At 67.8% G+C, this 15626-nt stretch carries 14 protein-coding genes; 9 read left to right on the top strand and 5 right to left on the bottom strand.

Annotated elements, in window-relative coordinates:
• Positions 1-36 precede the first annotated feature (36 nt).
• Positions 37-1989: an acetyl-CoA hydrolase/transferase C-terminal domain-containing protein gene (locus BIZ42_RS05685; RefSeq protein WP_070425816.1), complete on the bottom strand. Its 1953-nt coding sequence runs from the start codon at positions 1987-1989 to the stop codon at positions 37-39.
• A 31-nt stretch (positions 1990-2020) separates the two neighbouring features.
• A complete protein-coding gene (locus BIZ42_RS05680; protein WP_070425815.1) occupies positions 2021-2578 on the bottom strand; it encodes a flavin reductase family protein in 558 nt (185 codons plus the stop codon).
• A 117-nt stretch (positions 2579-2695) separates the two neighbouring features.
• Between BIZ42_RS05680 and BIZ42_RS05675 the strand changes: the two genes are divergently transcribed.
• The 3 genes from BIZ42_RS05675 to BIZ42_RS05665 are packed head-to-tail and all read left to right on the top strand — an operon-like array spanning position 2696 to position 4825.
• Positions 2696-3061: a BlaI/MecI/CopY family transcriptional regulator gene (locus BIZ42_RS05675; protein WP_026069888.1), complete on the top strand. Its 366-nt coding sequence runs from the start codon at positions 2696-2698 to the stop codon at positions 3059-3061.
• Positions 3054-4259: a TonB family protein gene (locus BIZ42_RS05670; protein WP_070425814.1), complete on the top strand. Its 1206-nt coding sequence runs from the start codon at positions 3054-3056 to the stop codon at positions 4257-4259. Before BIZ42_RS05675 ends, BIZ42_RS05670 begins: the two co-directional genes overlap by 8 nt.
• Positions 4256-4825 carry a hypothetical protein gene (locus BIZ42_RS05665; RefSeq protein WP_070425813.1) on the top strand — a complete coding sequence of 190 codons (570 nt, stop codon included), beginning with the start codon at positions 4256-4258 and terminating at the stop codon, positions 4823-4825. The genes BIZ42_RS05670 and BIZ42_RS05665 overlap by 4 nt, the downstream gene beginning before the upstream one ends.
• A 46-nt stretch (positions 4826-4871) precedes the next feature.
• On the opposite strand, the gene BIZ42_RS05660 is transcribed toward BIZ42_RS05665, so the two are convergent.
• Complete coding sequence (locus BIZ42_RS05660; protein ID WP_070425812.1) at positions 4872-5678, bottom strand: MBL fold metallo-hydrolase; 807 nt, start codon at positions 5676-5678, stop codon at positions 4872-4874.
• A 10-nt stretch (positions 5679-5688) separates the two neighbouring features.
• Complete coding sequence (locus tag BIZ42_RS05655) at positions 5689-6504, bottom strand: S1/P1 nuclease (RefSeq protein ID WP_070425811.1); 816 nt, start codon at positions 6502-6504, stop codon at positions 5689-5691.
• 121 nt (positions 6505-6625) lie between these two features.
• Here BIZ42_RS05655 and BIZ42_RS05650 point away from each other — a divergent pair, with 121 nt between their 5' ends.
• Positions 6626-7327 carry an aspartate/glutamate racemase family protein gene (locus BIZ42_RS05650; RefSeq protein ID WP_070425810.1) on the top strand — a complete coding sequence of 234 codons (702 nt, stop codon included), beginning with the start codon at positions 6626-6628 and terminating at the stop codon, positions 7325-7327.
• Positions 7328-7450: 123 nt separating this feature from the next.
• On the opposite strand, the gene BIZ42_RS05645 is transcribed toward BIZ42_RS05650, so the two are convergent.
• Positions 7451-8080: an OmpW family outer membrane protein gene (locus BIZ42_RS05645; RefSeq protein ID WP_070425809.1), complete on the bottom strand. Its 630-nt coding sequence runs from the start codon at positions 8078-8080 to the stop codon at positions 7451-7453.
• Positions 8081-8280: 200 nt separating this feature from the next.
• Here BIZ42_RS05645 and gap point away from each other — a divergent pair, with 200 nt between their 5' ends.
• From gap to BIZ42_RS05620, 5 genes are all read left to right on the top strand, one after another.
• Positions 8281-9282, top strand: a complete 1002-nt coding sequence (gap, locus tag BIZ42_RS05640) for a type I glyceraldehyde-3-phosphate dehydrogenase (protein ID WP_046273181.1) — start codon at positions 8281-8283, stop codon at positions 9280-9282.
• A 179-nt stretch (positions 9283-9461) separates the two neighbouring features.
• The gene (locus BIZ42_RS05635) at positions 9462-12131 is read left to right on the top strand and encodes a DUF2339 domain-containing protein (RefSeq protein WP_070425808.1); all 2670 of its coding nucleotides are present in this window, start codon (positions 9462-9464) and stop codon (positions 12129-12131) included.
• Positions 12128-13483 (top strand): DUF3999 domain-containing protein, encoded by a 1356-nt coding sequence (locus BIZ42_RS05630; protein ID WP_070425807.1) that lies wholly within the window; start codon positions 12128-12130, stop codon positions 13481-13483. The genes BIZ42_RS05635 and BIZ42_RS05630 overlap by 4 nt, the downstream gene beginning before the upstream one ends.
• A gap of 155 nt (positions 13484-13638) precedes the next feature.
• Positions 13639-14814, top strand: coding sequence for a phosphoglycerate kinase (locus tag BIZ42_RS05625; RefSeq protein WP_019183905.1), 1176 nt, complete (start codon positions 13639-13641; stop codon positions 14812-14814).
• Positions 14811-15452: an HAD hydrolase-like protein gene (locus BIZ42_RS05620; RefSeq protein WP_070425806.1), complete on the top strand. Its 642-nt coding sequence runs from the start codon at positions 14811-14813 to the stop codon at positions 15450-15452. Before BIZ42_RS05625 ends, BIZ42_RS05620 begins: the two co-directional genes overlap by 4 nt.
• The last annotated feature ends 174 nt before the right edge of the window (positions 15453-15626 follow it).

The following is a 15626-nucleotide window of genomic DNA, read 5'->3' as shown; positions in this document are numbered from 1 at the left end:
TGATCACCACGCATCCACGCATGGCGTGGAGCTCCATCATCCGGCTGCGGTGCGCGCCAATCCCAAGCGCACTAACCGCGCTTCGATGCGTTCGCCGAACGACTTCGGCGCTTCCAGCCCCATCCGCTGCAGATAGGCCTGGTCGCCATCGCCGGCCGGTTGCGTCAGCGCAGACAGCACCGTGCGCAGCTTGGCCATCGGTGTCTGCGTGTTCTGCTTGAGCCAGCCCAGCGCCTTGACCAGATGCTGCTCCACTTCGGTGAAATCACTGCCCAGCGGATAGTCCGGCAGCAGGCCGGACTGGCGGAATGGCGCCAGTGCCGCGCTGACCTCGGCCGCGGTGTTGCGCCGCCCATCGTCGGGCGCAGTGAACCCGGCGGCCAGCTTTTTCGAGGCTTTCGCTTTGTCCAGCAAGGCGGCCTGGAACTGCGCATCGGTGATCGTGGCCATCGCGATCACGCAGTCTTCGTCGGTCATGTTGCGCAGGTCGGCGATGCCGTACTCATTGATGTAGAGGTCGCGCAGATGCCGCGGAATCGTGGTGTGCCCGTAGTTCCAGCGCACGTTGGACTGCAGCGTGCCCTTGTCCTCGCGGGTGGCACGGAAGATCAGCGCGCTGCGTGCACCGGGCAGGGCATGGGCCATCGCCACGAAGTTGTACTGGCCGCCCACGCCGGAAACCACGCGCCCGTCGTCCAGCGCATCGGAAACGGCCGCGCCGAGCGCAGTGGCCATCATGCAGGAGTTGAAGAAGCGCGCATCGCGGCGTTGCATCCGCTCCAGCGTTTCATCGCCGCCGTAGAGCTGGTTGATCTCACTGATGCGGCGCATGCCGATCGCGCTGCGCTCCTCCTCGGGCAGGTCGCGCAGCCACTGGTAGAACTCCGGCGAGCCCAGGTAGAACGCGCCGTGCAGATACTCGCCCTCGGCCTCGAGCGTGGCGTAGTCGGTGGTCCAGGCGGTGCCGTTCTCGATCCGCTGCAGCAGCGCCAGATCGTCGTGCACCTTGCGCCGGATCACCCCGGTCTGGACCAGCCGGCGGAAGCCCTCGTTGAGCATCTCACTGCAACCGTACAGGCCGATCTCGAACGGCTCCAGGCCACCGCACTCAAGGACGGTGGGATTGCTGGCCAGGCCGGGATCGAGCGCCTGCAGGATCTGCCGGTAGCGAGCGTTGTCGGTATGCCGCAGCACCAGCGCATGGCTGAGCGCATCGGCCAGCGTACCGATGCCGATCTGCAGCGTGCCGCCATCGCGCACCAGCGTGCTGGCGTACAGGCCGATCGCATAGTCGGCATCGCTCACCGGTTGGCGCGGCAGGCCGAACAGGTCCGGGTAGGGCCCCGGTGGCGTGATCACCAGATCGAAGAACGACACATCCACCGTGGCCGAACCGGCCAGGTAGGGCAGCTGCGGATCGATCTCGGCGATCATCAACGGGCGTGGCAGCCCGCGCGCGACCATCGCATCCAGCGTGTCCTGGGTGATGTCGTTGTTGCACGACAGCGACAGGCGCCGGTCGTTCGCGCGCATCGCCACTTTCTGCACGATCGCATGCGGTGCGCGCTGCGCCACCGCATCGGCGGCATGGGTGTAGTTGAGGCTGGTGTAGCTGCGCTGCGCCTGCGAGGAATTGAGCAGCGCACCGGACTGCATGTAGAACTCTTCCACCTGCACATGCGCCGGCAGCTGGTCGCGCACCATGGCATCGGCGTAGGCCAGGCGCGGGAACTCCGCACCGAAATGACGCTCGGCGAAGGGCGTCATGAAGCGCGCTTCCAGCCCGGCGCCGCCACGCGGTGGATTCAGCGACAGCGCGGTATACAGCTGCAGCGGCCGCGAGGCATCGTGTTCAACACGGGCATACAGCGCGTTTAGCAGCCGGTGCGGCTTGCCCAGTGCGAGCGGGGCGCCAATGCGCAGGGGGCCATCGACCCGCTGCAGCAGCCACTCGACGGCGGCGTCCAGGTCGGTCAGGTGTTCGGTCATGCGGCGCTATCCTGCGAAATCATGCGGGTCATTACAGCATTTCCGGTTTGAACAGACGGCGACGCGAGACTTCATCGCCGGAAAGCATGAACTGGCCATCGCCGCGGTAATGCACCGTGCGCGGCACTTTCGGGGAGCGCGCGACGTGCGCTTTGACGACCTCCCAGATGAACAGGCCATGCCGTTTGATCTGGCTGCGGTCTGCCAGCCGACACTCGAAGCTGGCGTGGCACTGGGCGATCAAGGGGGCGGCGACCTCCGTGGCGGCCACCGCCTCCAGGCCGAAGTGGTCGAACTTGTCGATCTCCGTGCCGCTGCTGTTGCCGATGCCCACCACCGTATCGAGCATCTCGGCGGTGGGCACATTGATGACGCATTCGCCACTGCGGCGGATCAGCTCGAAGCTGTGGTTGCCGCTGGAGATCATCGTTGCCAGCCGTGAGGGCGTGAACTCCAGCACCATGTGCCAGCCCAGGGTCATGATGTTGCGCTGGCCTTTCCAGGCCGAGCTGAGCAGCACGATCGGGCCCGGCTCCAGGAAGCGGCGCACATCGTCGACCGGGTAGTCGAATTTTCGGTAGCGTCTCATCGAGGGCTCCGTGGGGCGTGCGCCGATGCTGGCAGCGGCTGCATGAACCGGCTGTCGAAGGGTTGACACCCAGGTTGATTACGGGCGTAATCGGTTTGTCGATTACGGATGTAAATGATGAGCCAGATCAGTGAAGCCGAAGCGGTGGTGATGGAGGTGTTGTGGCGCAGCCATCCGCTGGGCGCTGACGAGGTGGTGACCGCGCTGGCCAGCCGCGACTGGGCCGAGCCCACCATCAAGACCCTGCTCAACCGGCTGCTGACCAAGGGCGCGATCAGCGCCAGCCGTGATGGGCGTCGCTATCTGTACTCGCCGGTGCTGCAGCGCCAGGCCTGGGTGGCCGAGCAGAGCGAGGGCTTCCTGGACCGGGTCTTCGACGGTCGCGTCGCGCCGCTGGTGGCGCACTTCAGCCAGCGCGGGGAGCTGAGCGCGCAGGACATCGCCGAGCTGAAGCAGCTGATCCGGGAGCTGGGCCATGACTGAGCTGCTTGATGGACTGCTGCAGGCCAGCGTGTGGCTGTCGCTGGCGACGCTGGTGCTGGCCGCGGCCAGGCCGCTGCTGCTGCGCCTCGGAGGCGCAGCGCTGGCCTACCGCAGCTGGTGGTTGCTGCCGTTGATGCTGGTCGCGCCCTACCTGCCACTGCCACGGCTGCCGATGACTGAAACGGACCCGGTCATGGTCATGGCCTCGGCCCTGCGCGCGCCGGCCGTGCCCACCGACGCCTCGCAGTGGCCGCTACTGCTGTTGACGGTGTGGTTGCTGGGCGCGGTAGCGGTGGCCTGCGTCAGCTGGCGCGCGCAGCGCCGCTTCGAGCACGCACTGGGCGTGCTCCAGCCGCGCATGGATGGCAGCTGGCAGGCCAGTGGCGATCCCGGCTTGCCGGCGCTGGTCGGCCTGTTGCAGCCGCGCATCGTGGTGAGCCCGGACTTCGAGCAGCGATTCAGCCCGGCCGAGCAGGAGCTGATCCTGCGCCATGAGCACAGCCATCGCCGCCATGGCGATCCCTGGGCAAACGCCGCGCTTGCCGTGCTGCGCTGTGTGTTCTGGTTCCACCCCTTGCTGCCGTGGGCGGCGCGCCGCTTCCTGCGCGATCAGGAACTGGCCTGCGACGCGCGCACGGTCGATCCGCATCCGGCCCTGCGCCGGCTCTACGCCACTGCGCTGCTGAAGGCGCAGTTGGTCCACCCGGTTGCCCCGATGGCCTGCCACTGGCGCAGCCAACCGATGTTGAAGGAGCGTATTGCCATGTTGAAGGAACACAAGCGGAAGGCATTGCCGTGGATGACCGGGCAGGTGCTGGTGGTCGGGCTGTGTGTCGGGCTCTGCACGGTGGCCTGGGCCAGCCAGAGCGGCGCCGGCGACGAGCCGGCGAAGGCCAACGCGGCAACGAGCGATGTGGGCGCGCAGGCCCGTGACCTGACGCCGCCCAGGTATCCCAAAGCCGCGTTTGATCAGGGCATTTCCGGCAAGGTGGTGCTGCGCGTGGAGGTGGATGCGGCTGGAAAGCCCGGCGATGTCCGGGTACTCAGTTCGACCCCGGCCGGCGTGTTCGATGAGGCCTCGATCGCTGCGGCCAAGCAATGGACGTTCGAACCGGCGCGCCAGAATGGACACGCCGTTGCCTCGGCATTGAAGATTCCGATGACATTCGAACTGGATGCGTCGGACCCGACGCTGTGAAGCGGGGGTCACTGGCCGTGGTCCTGGCGATGCTGGTGGCCGGCTGCGCCAGTCACCCCTCGCCGACCACGGTGGACACGCGTGCCGAGAGCGTGGCTCACCAGCGTCTGGATCCGAACGTCGGCGCTCAGGGGAGCGGGAAGGTGGAGACGTATCAGCTGGGGCCGAGCGAGGGCTACCGGATGCCGCAGCTCAATGCGGGGCCGGACCCGGCGGTCGGTGATCGCGACCCGCGCCGCGCGCTGGCACCGACGACAGTGTGCCTGCAGCTGGTGATCGATGCGGAAGGCAAGGTCGAACGCAGTCTGCCCGTGATCGACCGCAGCGATTGTGCCGCCGGCAATGCCCCGGAGAACGCGCCCCTCGTGCAGGCTGCCCAGGAAGCGGTGGCGATATGGCGCTTTGTCCCCGCGGCCGTTTGTCATTTCCCTCCGCAGCGCGTGCCCACGGATCGAGGCAACTGCGAGGGCGCCGAGCGCATCGAACCGGTACCGGTGAGCCTGCTGTACGGCTTCACGTTTGAGATCGTGAAAGGGCAGCACGTGGTGCGCGGCCAAGGCCGCTGAGGCAAACGGGGCCACCCGTTGCAGGGGAGCCGGCCAGCGGCCGGCACTACCTCGGCGGGCCGCCCTGGATGTTGGCTTTCACCGAGGGGTGCATCAGTTTCGGCTCGGCCAGCGTGGCATCCCGGGCCTGGCGGGTGGCCACGAACTCGGCTTCGCTGATGCCGTCATGCAGGTGGATGTTGTGCGCGCGCTGCGCGCCGATGGTGGTCTCGTTGGCGACCTCGCGGCCACCGGGGCCGTAGTCGTGGCAGATGAACACGCGCGTCGCGTCCGGCAAGGCCAGCAGCCGCTGGATCGAGCGGTACAGCTGCGCCGCGTCACCGCCCGGGAAATCGCAGCGGGCGGTGCCGCCGTCAGGCATGAACAGCGAATCACCGGTGAACAGCGCATCGCCGATCCGATACGCCACGCTGTCACTGGTATGGCCCGGCACCGCGATCACCTCGGCGTCGATATCACCGAGCGTGAAGCGTTCGCCATCGGCGAACAGATGATCGAACTGCGAGCCGTCGGTCGGCACCTCCAGCGCGTAACGGGGTGCGAAGGTGCGCTGCACCTGCACGATGCCCGCACCCATGGCCAGGGTCGCGTCCGGCCACTGGCGCTTGAGCCAGCGCCCGGCGCTGACGTGGTCGGCGTGGGCATGGGTGTCCAGCAGCCAGCGCACCTGCAGGCCGTGCGCGCTTACGTGGGCCAGCAGCGGCTGAAGCGGCCCGGCACCGAATGCATCGGTGTCCGGGTCGTAATCCAGCACGGGATCGATCACCGCCGCCTGCAACGTCGCCGGGTCATGCACCACGTAGCTGAAAGTGTGGCTGTCCGGATGGAAGAAACTGGCGACGTGCAGTGACATGGTGATGGCCTCAGCGATTGCCCAGGGTGTCGTTGAGCAGCACCGCCAGGCGTTCACCGGCCAGGCGCAGCTCGCGCTCGGCGACCGGGCGATAGGTCGCCGCATAGCTCGGGGCCAGCGTACGCTTGTCCGGGTAAACGCCAGGTGCAATCGCGATCCGGCAACTGGCCTCGGCCCACTGCACCGCATCGGCATCGATGTTGGAGCGCGTTGCGAACACCGGCTTGGGCAGGGCCAGCAGGCGCTTGAGGTACTGGTCGTCGTCCAGCGTCTGCTCATTCAGCATGCCGCTGTCCCACAGTGAATGCAGGTTGGTACCGCGGTTGTTGAACTGCACCTGGAAATCGTTGCCGCCCTTGTCATGGCCGTAGCCGGCATGCATCGGCTGGTGGATGTCACCGGCGAAGTGCACCACGAACTTCAGTGCCTGCGCGCGTTCGGCATCGGACCTGCTGCGGTCGCCGAGGATCGCGGTCTGTGCTTTCAGCGCCTCGACCACACAGTTGCCGTTCCTGCAGTGCTTCTGCACTTCGTAGTGGCAATCGTCTTCGCCGATGTTGACGTAGTGCCAGCCGGCCGAGCGCTTGCCCAGGCCGGGGTCCTTGGCGCGCAGCTGATCGGCCCACGGGGCGATGCCATGCAGTGTCGGATCCGGCTCGGCGGCGAGCAGACGGTCCACCTCGGCCTGGGCCTGCGGGGTCAGCCGGGTCTCGGCGATCCGCGCCACCAGGCGGTGGCCTTGCGCGCCCCAGGCCAGGGCATCGGTGGAAACAAGGGTGAGGGCCAGCGCGAGCGCGGTGGCCGGGAGCAGGGAAGGCATTTTCATCTGCGGCATTCTAGCGGGCTGGCCACGCGCGGGCTTGCCGCGATCTGGCCGGCTGCAGTGCCGCTCGGGTTCGGCTAGGCTCGGCGGGTGCCCGGCATCGGGCGGACGCAGGAGCGACCCCATGGCCCACATCGTTGGCCTGATCGGCGGCATGAGCTGGGAAAGCTCGGCCCACTATTACCGCCTGATCAACGAGCAGGTGCGCGACACGCTGGGCGGGCTGCATTCCGGGCGGATCCTGCTGTGGTCGTTCGATTTCGCCGAGATCGAGGCGCTGCAGCATGCCGGCGACTGGGACAGTGCCACGCAGCGGATGATCGATGCGGCCCAACGCCTGCAGGGCGCCGGAGCCACCGCCATCGTGATCTGCACCAACACCATGCACCGCATGGCGGATGCGGTGCAGGCGGCGATCGCGATTCCGCTGCTGCACATCGCCGACCCGACGGCCGAAGCGATCAAGGGCGCCGGGTTGCGGCGCATTGGCCTGCTCGGCACCGCGTTCACGATGGAACACGATTTCTACAAGGGTCGGCTCACGCACGCGCATGGCCTGGAGGTACTGGTCCCGGAGCCCGAGGACCGCGCGGCAGTGCACCGGATCATCTATGAGGAGCTGGTGCAGGGGCAGGTGCTGCCGGCATCGCGCCAGAGGTATCGCGCGGTCATGCAGCGGCTGGTGGATCGCGGCGCGCAGGGCATCATCCTGGGCTGCACGGAGATCATGCTGCTGGTCGGCGCGCAGGATGCAACCGTGCCGGTGTTCGATACGACCACGCTGCATGCGCAGGCCGCGGCCCGGCATCTGCTTTCCGCAGCGTAACCGCGAGCGTCACGCCCCGCAGTGACCCTCAGACCGCCGCGCCTGTCCAAAAAAAACCCCGGCCGAAGCCGGGGAAACTGTCTTGCTGCGAGGGTGTTGCCTTGTTGGGTTCTGATCCGCCGATCAGAACTTGAACACGTACGACACGCCGTAGGCGAGCGGGTCGATGTTGACGGTGCCGATCTTTTCGCCATCGAGCTTGACCTTGCTGTCGATGTCCATCCAGCGCACATCGACGCGCAGCGAGCCCTTGTCATTGATCGCGAAATCCACGCCGGCATGGGCGGCCAGGCCCCAGGAGTCCTCCATCTTCAGCTTGCTGCCGGCCAGCGCGCCGCCGGTCTTCTCGCTGAAGAAGGTGGTGTAGTTGATGCCGGCACCCAGGAACGGGGAGACCTTGCCCGCGCTGTTGAAGTGATACTGCAGCGACACCACCGGCGGCAGGTGCTTGGTGCCGCCCACGTTGCCCAGGCCGGCGATGTTGATGTCGTGCTTGAACGGCAGCGCGGCCAGGATCTCGATGCCGAGGTTGTCGGCGATGAAGTACTCACCGGTGATGGTCGGCTTGATGTCGTTGTCGACATCGACCTTCAGGGTGCCGCCGGCCAGCGAACCGTTGTTGGACTTCGGGGCGACCTGGTGCACGCCGGCACCGATCGTCCAGTCGCCCTTGGACTGGGCCATGGCCGGGGCGGCGGCCAGCGCCAGGGCGGCGGCCAGGCTGGTGAGCAGGAGGGGGGAGGTCTTGCGCATGAGACGGTCTCGTGGCGGGTTGGAATGGGGCCAGTTTTGCCGCCCGCGCGGTTGCGCGCCTTGATCCGGATCAATCCGGGTATTTGCCGTTGTAACCGGTTCCCATTCGGCTTGCGCGGGCCTGCCCGGGTCCGGCCCTGCTAGAATGAACACCCCTTTCCATCGGCGCCGCACCGTCGCGGCTGCAGGAGCTTGTGAACATGGCAATCAAGGTTGGCATCAACGGTTTCGGTCGCATCGGGCGCAACGTGCTGCGTTCGGCCGTGCTGAACTTCGGCAATGACATCGAAATCGTCGCCATCAACGATCTGCTGGAGCCGGATTACCTGGCGTACATGCTGAAGTACGACTCCGTGCATGGCCGCTTCAAGGCTGACGTGGCAGTCTCCGGCAACGACCTGCTGGTCAACGGCAAGAAGATCCGCCTGACCCAGGAACGCGATCCGGCCAACCTGAAGTGGGACGAGGTCGGCGTGGACGTCGTCATCGAATCCACCGGCCTGTTCCTGACCAAGGAAACCGCGCAGAAGCACATCGACGCGGGCGCAAAGAAGGTCATCCTGTCGGCACCGTCGAAGGACGACACCCCGATGTTCGTGTTCGGTGTGAACGACAAGACCTACGCCGGCCAGGCGATCGTCTCCAACGCCTCGTGCACCACCAACTGCCTGGCCCCGCTGGCCAAGGTCATCAACGACAAGTGGGGCATCAAGCGTGGCCTGATGACCACCGTGCACGCCGCGACCGCCACCCAGAAGACCGTCGATGGCCCGTCCAACAAGGACTGGCGCGGTGGCCGTGGCATCCTGGAAAACATCATTCCGTCCTCCACCGGTGCGGCCAAGGCCGTCGGCGTGGTGATCCCGGAATTGAACAAGAAGCTGACCGGCATGAGCTTCCGCGTGCCCACCTCGGACGTGTCGGTGGTCGATCTGACCGTCGAGCTGGAGAAGGAAGCCACCTACGCCGAGATCTGCGCTGAAGTGAAGGCACAGAGCGAAGGCGCGCTGAAGGGCATCCTGGGCTACACCGAAGACAAGGTCGTGGCGACCGACTTCCGCGGTGAGACCCACACCTCGGTGTTCGATGCCGATGCCGGCATCGCGCTGGACGGCACCTTCGTCAAGCTGGTGTCCTGGTACGACAACGAGTGGGGCTACTCCAACAAGTGCCTGGAAATGGTCAAGGTCGTCGCGGCGTAAGCCCGCGCGTCCCCTGCGTCATTCCACAGACCCCGGCCCCGTGCCGGGGTCTGTCGTTTCAGGCAGGCGCTGCGGGGCGTTGATCCCGCGCCTGCCGCCGATCCATTAGCATGGCCCGCGTGCCGCCGGCACTGTGCCTACCGGGTACAGCCGTGGCGACCTCTTGAGGATGGCCTGGAATGGAAGCTCTGATTGTCCTGCTGGTGCTGGTGCTGCTGGCGATCCCGCTGCTGCTGATCGTGGCGCTGGTGATGATCGCCGGGCTGCGCCGACGCGTCGCCGCGCTGGAGCAGCGCGCCGCCGGGTCCGCCTGGGAGGCTGCGCCGGCGCCGGCGCCGGCGGAGCGGGAAACGTCGCTGCACTGGACCGACCTGGCATCGGTCGACACCGTCGGCGCCGCGAGGGCCACCTCTGCGCCTGTCTCCACGACGGCCGCCGAGGCGCTGGAGCCGAGGATCGAACCGGTGATCGACGTGGCGCAACCGCCGCCATTGCCGCCCCCGCCCGCGCAGCCGGTCGCCCCGCCCGAACCGCAGGGCCCTGGCATCGGCGAGCGGCTTGTCGGCACCCTCAAACAGTGGTTCACCGAAGGCAATGTGCCGGTCAAGATCGGCATGCTGGTGCTGCTGGCCGGCGTGGCCGCACTGCTCAAGTACGCCAGCGACCAGGGCTGGTTGAATGCACCGATCGAGCTGCGCCTGGCCGCCATCGCCGTGGCGGCGCTGGCCGGGCTGGTGTTCGGCTGGGTGCAGCGCGATACCCGGCGCATGTTCGCGCTGGCATTGCAGGGCGGGGCGATCGGCATCCTGTTGCTGACCATTTTCGCCGCGTTCAAACGCTATGACCTGATGCCTGCCGCGCCCGCTTTCGTGCTCAGCGTGCTGCTGATCGCCGGCATGGGCGTGCTGGCGGTGGTGCAGAACTCGCGCACGCTGGCCGTGCTCGGCATCCTGGCCGGCTTCATGGCGCCGATCTGGCTGTCCACCGGCAGCGGCAACCATGTCGCGCTGTTCTCGTATTACGCCGTGCTCAATGCAGCGATCCTGGCGATTGCCTGGTGGCGCCCGTGGCGCGCCCTGAACCTGCTCGGTTTCGCCTTCACCTTCGGCATCGGGACGGCCTGGGGCGTGCTCCAGTACAGCGCCGACAAGTTCGCCAGCACCGAGCCGTTCCTGCTGCTGTTCTTCGCCTTCTATCTGCTGATCCCGATCCTCTACGCGCGTCGGCAGAGTGCGGAAAAGCGCGACCTGATCGATGGCAGCCTGGTGTTCGGCACGCCGCTGATCGCCTTCTCGCTGCAGGCCGGCCTGCTGCATGACGACCGCCTGCTGCTGGCGTTGTGTTCGCTGGCACTGGCTGCGTTGTATGCAGGCCTGGCGTGGGCGTTGATCAAGCGTGAGCGCTACGCTGCGCTCGGCCAGTCGCACGCGGTACTCGCGGTCGGCTTCGCCACGTTGGCGGTGCCGCTGGCGCTGTCTGCACGGGCCACCGCCAGTGTGTTCGCACTGGAAGGTGCCGCGCTGGCCTGGCTGGGCCTGCGCCAGCAACGCTGGCTGCCACAGGTCACCGGGGCAGTGCTGACCCTGGGGGCCGCGTTCGGCTTCGTCGTGGGCGCGGACTACTGGCACCTGGATGCCACCGCCATCGCCAACCCGACCTTCATGAGTGGCTTGCTGCTGGCGCTGGCCGGTTTTGCCGCTGCCTTCAGTTACCGCCGCGCGCAGCGCGATGCGCCGGCCATCGTGTACTACCTGTGGGGCCTGCTGTGGTGGCTGGGTAGCCTCAGTCACGAGATCCTGCGCTTCGTCACCCACCGCACCGAGCCCGATGCGCTGCTGATCGCCGCAGCCGTGACCGGTTGGCTGGCCGCCGAGATGCATCGCCGCTGGCCGGCGCGTGCGCTGGTGCTGACCACGCTGGCGATGGTGCTGGCCGCCTTCCCGTTGGCGCTGTGGCAGGCCGATGTACATGACCAACCGTTCGCCGGCTATGGCGCGCTGGCCTGGGCGGTATTCGCGCTGCTGGGCGTGCGCAGCCTGTGGTGCCTGCGCGGGGGCGACGACCGCACCTCGCTGGCGGCGCAGTTCCTATGGTGGCTGCTGTGGCCCTCGGTGGTGTCGCTGGCCACCCTGTGGCTGGCCGATCGCTTTGCGCTGGCGCAGGGCTGGGGCCTGGCCCTGATGCTGTTGCCGTGGCTGCTGGTCACCGCGGTCGCGTTGTTGCGCTGGCGCTGGCTGACGGTGCCGCTGGGCGAGCGCTTCGACCCGATGCGCACCCCGCTGCAAATCACCTTGTTCGCCGTGCTGGGCGTGAGCTGGGCCGGCCTGTTGCTGGTTCCGGCCAGCGCCGCGCCGTTGCCGTGGCTGCCGCTGCTCAACCCGGTGGAGCTGGCGCAGCTGGCGGTGCTGGTGCTGGCCGCGCGCTGGCTGTGGTCCGCGCACGCGCCCGATAGCCTGCGCGCCCTCCGCATTCCGCTGCTGGCCATTGCCGGCTTCGTCGCGCTGACCAGCATCACCCTGCACGCCGTGCATCACTGGGGCGGGGTGCCGTGGAACGAACGCCTGTGGTCCTCCACCCTGGCCCAGACCAGCCTGACCGTGGTGTGGAGCGTGCTCGGCGTGATCAGCTGGGTATGGGGCTCGCGCCGCGGGCAGCGCGCGCTGTGGCTGGTCGGTGCGGTGCTGATGGGCGTGGTGCTGGCCAAGCTGGTGCTGATCGACCGGCAGCATCTGGGCAACCTGCTCGGCATTTCTTCCTTCATCGCCTACGGCCTGCTATGCACGGTCGTGGGCTATCTGGCACCGGCGCCGCCCCGCGCGCCGGACTCTGCCGTGGAGCCGCACCCTTGAAGACCTTCCGCCCGCTGATCCTCCTTGCCGTATTCGCACTGCCGGCGCTGGCGCAGACGGCCGATGACCGCCAGGCGTACCGCCAGCAATGGCCGCTGCAGCTCGCGCAACCCCAGGCTGGTGCATATCGGTTGACCCTGGATGACGGGGTGTACCGCACCGCGGTGTCGCCACGCCTGGCCGATGTGCAGGTGTTCAATGCACAAGGTCAGGCACTGCCCTCGGCGTTGCTCGCGGCCGACCAGCCGCTGGCCCAGGCACCGCAATGGCAGACGCTGTCCTGGTTCCCGTTGCCCCCCATGGCGGGCACCTCCGGCGATGACCTGCAGTTGCTCACCGAGCGCAACACCGATGGCAGCGTGCGCCGGGTGGAAGCGCGCCTGGGGCGGGGTGGGGCGGCCGGGCAACCGGCGGGCTGGCTGATCGATGCCAGTGCGCTCAAGACCGGGGTGCAGGCACTGCGCCTGGATTGGCAGGCCCAGGCGCCCCTGCAGGCGCGCGTGCGGGTGGAAATGAGCAACGACCTGCGCGACTGGCTGCGCATCGCCGACGATGTGCCGCTGGTCGACCTGCAGCACGAAGGCCGCCGCCTGCAGCAGCGCCGCATCGAGATCGCGCGCCAGGCCAGGTATTTCCGGATCCTGCCGATCGGCGCGGATGCGTTGCCGGCGCTGTCCACCGTGCAGGCCGAGCTGGTGCCGACCGCGCAGGCGATCGCCTGGCGCTGGCAATCGTTGAGCGGTACCGCCGGCAAGCCGGGCGAGTTTGAATATCAACTCGATGGGCGCTTCCCGATCGCGCAGGCCGACATCGCCACCGCCGACAACAGCGTGGTGCAGTGGACGCTGTTGAGCCGCGATGACGCCGACCAGCCATGGCAGGTGCGCGCAGGCCCGTGGGTGGCCTATCAGCTGCAGGACGCCGCCGACCGCCGCCAATCCCAGACCCAGCCGCTGACGCGCAGCACGCGCGATCGTTACTGGAAACTGATCGCGGGCCAGCCGCAGTCGATGCCGGCGCCAACGCTCAAGCTCGGTTACCAGCCCGAAACGCTGGTGTTCCTCAGCCAGGGCGAGCCGCCGTATGCGGTGGCCGCCGGCAGCGTGCGCGCCGAGCGCCAGGACGCGCCGGTCGCCACTGTGATCGCCCAACTGCGCCAACAGCATGGCGCACAGTGGCAGCCGGCACAGGCCACCGTGCACGGCGCACCGGAAGTGCTCGCCGGCGATGCTGCGCTGGCCCCGCAGCGCGACTGGAAGCAGTGGCTGCTGTGGGCCCTGCTGGTGATCGGCGTGCTGATCGTCGGCGGGTTCGCGCTCAGCCTGCTGCGCCAGCCACACCGGAACGGGTAGGGACCGATCATTGGTCGGTACGGCCTGCGCGCGCGCGACGACCAACACTCGCCACTGCGCCTTTCTCACTGGATTTGCGATGCACCGCGCCAGCCGGGACAATGACGGTCTGCGCCGCGCGGCGCCTTTCCTTCTTCAGAGCCAAAGAGTTGCTTATGTCCATTGTTCGCATGACCGACCTCGATCTCTCCGGCAAGCGCGTGCTGATCCGCCAGGATCTGAACGTGCCGATCGACAACGGCCAGATCACCTCCGAGCAGCGCATCACCGCCTCGCTGCCGACGCTGAAGCTGGCCCTGGAGAAGGGCGCTGCCGTGATGGTGACCTCGCACCTGGGGCGTCCCAAGGAAGGCGTGTGGAGCGAGGCCGAATCCCTGGCGCCGGTGGCGCTGCGCCTGTCGCAGCTGCTGGGTGTCGAGGTACCGCTGGTGCGCGATTGGGTGGACGGCGTGCAGGTCGCGCCGGGCTCGATCGTGCTGCTGGAAAACTGCCGCATGAACGTGGGCGAAGGCAAGGACGATGAAGCGCTGGCGAAGAAGTACGCTGCGCTCTGCGATGTGTTCGTGATGGATGCCTTCGGCACCGCGCACCGTGCACAGGCCTCCACCCATGGCGTGATCCGCTTCGCTCCGGTCGCTGCCGGCGGCCCGCTGCTGATGGCCGAACTGGACGCACTGGCCAAGGCGCTGCTTGCCCCGGCCCAGCCGCTGCTGGCGATCGTGGCCGGCAGCAAGGTCAGCACCAAGCTGGAGCTGCTCTCCAGCCTGGTCGGCAAGGTCGACCAGCTGATCGTCGGCGGCGGCATCGCCAACACCTTCATCGCAGCCGCCGGTCATTCGGTCGGCAAATCGCTGTATGAGCCGGACCTGCTGGACACCGCGAAGAAGATCGTGGCCGATGCCAAGGCGCGTGGCGCCGACATCCCGCTGCCGACCGACGTGGTCGTGGCCAAGCAGTTCCTGCCCGACGCCGAAGCCACGGTGAAGGCCGTCGCCGACGTGGCCGAGGATGACCTCATCCTGGATATCGGCCCGGATACCGCCCAGCACTATGCGGGCCTGATCGCCAAGGCCGGCACCGTGGTCTGGAACGGCCCGGTCGGCGTGTTCGAGTTCGAGGCCTTCAGCCATGGCACCGAAGCGCTGGCCCGTGCCATCGCCGCCTCGCCGGCGTTCTCGATCGCGGGCGGTGGCGACACCCTGGCCGCAGTGGACAAGTACGACATCGCGGGCGAGGTGAGCTACATCTCCACCGGCGGCGGCGCCTTCCTGGAGTTCCTGGAAGGCAAGACCCTGCCGGCCGTCGCCGCGCTGGAGGCCCGCGGCTCGTGAGCCGCGATGTGCTGTTCTTCGACCTCGACGGCACGCTGATCGATTCGGCCGTCGGGATCACCCAGTGCGTGGCGCATGCGCTCACGCAGATGGGCCAGCCGGTTCCGCCGCAGGCCGAGCTGCGGCGCTGGATCGGGCCGTCGCTGCGGACCAGCTTCGCGCCGTTGTTCACTGACCCGGCCCAGGTCGAGCAGGCGGTGACGTACTACCGCGAGCGCTTCGACGTGGTCGGCTGGCGCGAGCATGAGGTCTACCCGCGGATCGGCCAGGTCGTGCAGGCGTTGAAGGATCGCGGCCACCGGCTGGCGATCGTCACCGCCAAGAACGAGCCGCACGCGCGGCGCATCATCGAGCACCTGCCGTTCGGCGACTGCTTCGAGGACGTGATCGGGGCCACCCCGGACGGCAGCCGCAGCGAGAAGCCGCAGCTGGTCGCCGAGGCCCTGCACCGGCTGTCGTTGACCCCGGCCCAGTGCTGGATGATCGGCGACCGGCGCATGGATATCGAAGGCGCGCGTCATCACGGGCTGCGCAATATCGGCGTGTTGTGGGGCTTTGGCGGTGCCGAAGAACTCACGGCGGCCGGTGCGGCGCACCTGGTGCAGGCCCCCGATGAGCTGCTCACGCTGATCGATTGAAGCATCCGGCGGCGTCCCGTACGCCGCCGCATGTCCTGCGCAAAGCCCCGCCGGGGCTGGCGCTGGCCGGCGGGCAGCCAATGCGCTGTCCGCCCGGTCGTCTCGCGCTGTCTGCAGGACAACAGCGAAACCCAACTGCGCCAATGCTGTAAACGTATTCATGGGACATGAAGG

It is taken from the genome of Stenotrophomonas sp. LM091, from assembly GCF_001806305.1.
Taxonomy (GTDB): Bacteria; Pseudomonadota; Gammaproteobacteria; order Xanthomonadales; family Xanthomonadaceae; genus Stenotrophomonas; species Stenotrophomonas bentonitica_A.
Note: the sequence above shows the minus strand (reverse complement) of the source record. Positions and strands in the feature narration are given on the sequence as shown.

Excerpts from the sequence above, each read along its gene's own strand:
- BIZ42_RS05675 (WP_026069888.1), top strand. The coding sequence starts at position 2,696 with ATGAGCCAGATCAGTGAAGCCGAAGCGGTGGTGATGGAGGTGTTGTGG.
- BIZ42_RS05655 (WP_070425811.1), bottom strand. The coding sequence starts at position 6,504 with ATGAAAATGCCTTCCCTGCTCCCGGCCACCGCGCTCGCGCTGGCCCTC.
- gap (WP_046273181.1), top strand. The coding sequence starts at position 8,281 with ATGGCAATCAAGGTTGGCATCAACGGTTTCGGTCGCATCGGGCGCAAC.
- BIZ42_RS05680 (WP_070425815.1), bottom strand. The coding sequence starts at position 2,578 with ATGAGACGCTACCGAAAATTCGACTACCCGGTCGACGATGTGCGCCGC.
- BIZ42_RS05635 (WP_070425808.1), top strand. The coding sequence starts at position 9,462 with ATGGAAGCTCTGATTGTCCTGCTGGTGCTGGTGCTGCTGGCGATCCCG.
- BIZ42_RS05670 (WP_070425814.1), top strand. The coding sequence starts at position 3,054 with ATGACTGAGCTGCTTGATGGACTGCTGCAGGCCAGCGTGTGGCTGTCG.
- BIZ42_RS05650 (WP_070425810.1), top strand. The coding sequence starts at position 6,626 with ATGGCCCACATCGTTGGCCTGATCGGCGGCATGAGCTGGGAAAGCTCG.
- BIZ42_RS05645 (WP_070425809.1), bottom strand. The coding sequence starts at position 8,080 with ATGCGCAAGACCTCCCCCCTCCTGCTCACCAGCCTGGCCGCCGCCCTG.
- BIZ42_RS05685 (WP_070425816.1), bottom strand. The coding sequence starts at position 1,989 with ATGACCGAACACCTGACCGACCTGGACGCCGCCGTCGAGTGGCTGCTG.
- BIZ42_RS05660 (WP_070425812.1), bottom strand. The coding sequence starts at position 5,678 with ATGTCACTGCACGTCGCCAGTTTCTTCCATCCGGACAGCCACACTTTC.
- BIZ42_RS05625 (WP_019183905.1), top strand. The coding sequence starts at position 13,639 with ATGTCCATTGTTCGCATGACCGACCTCGATCTCTCCGGCAAGCGCGTG.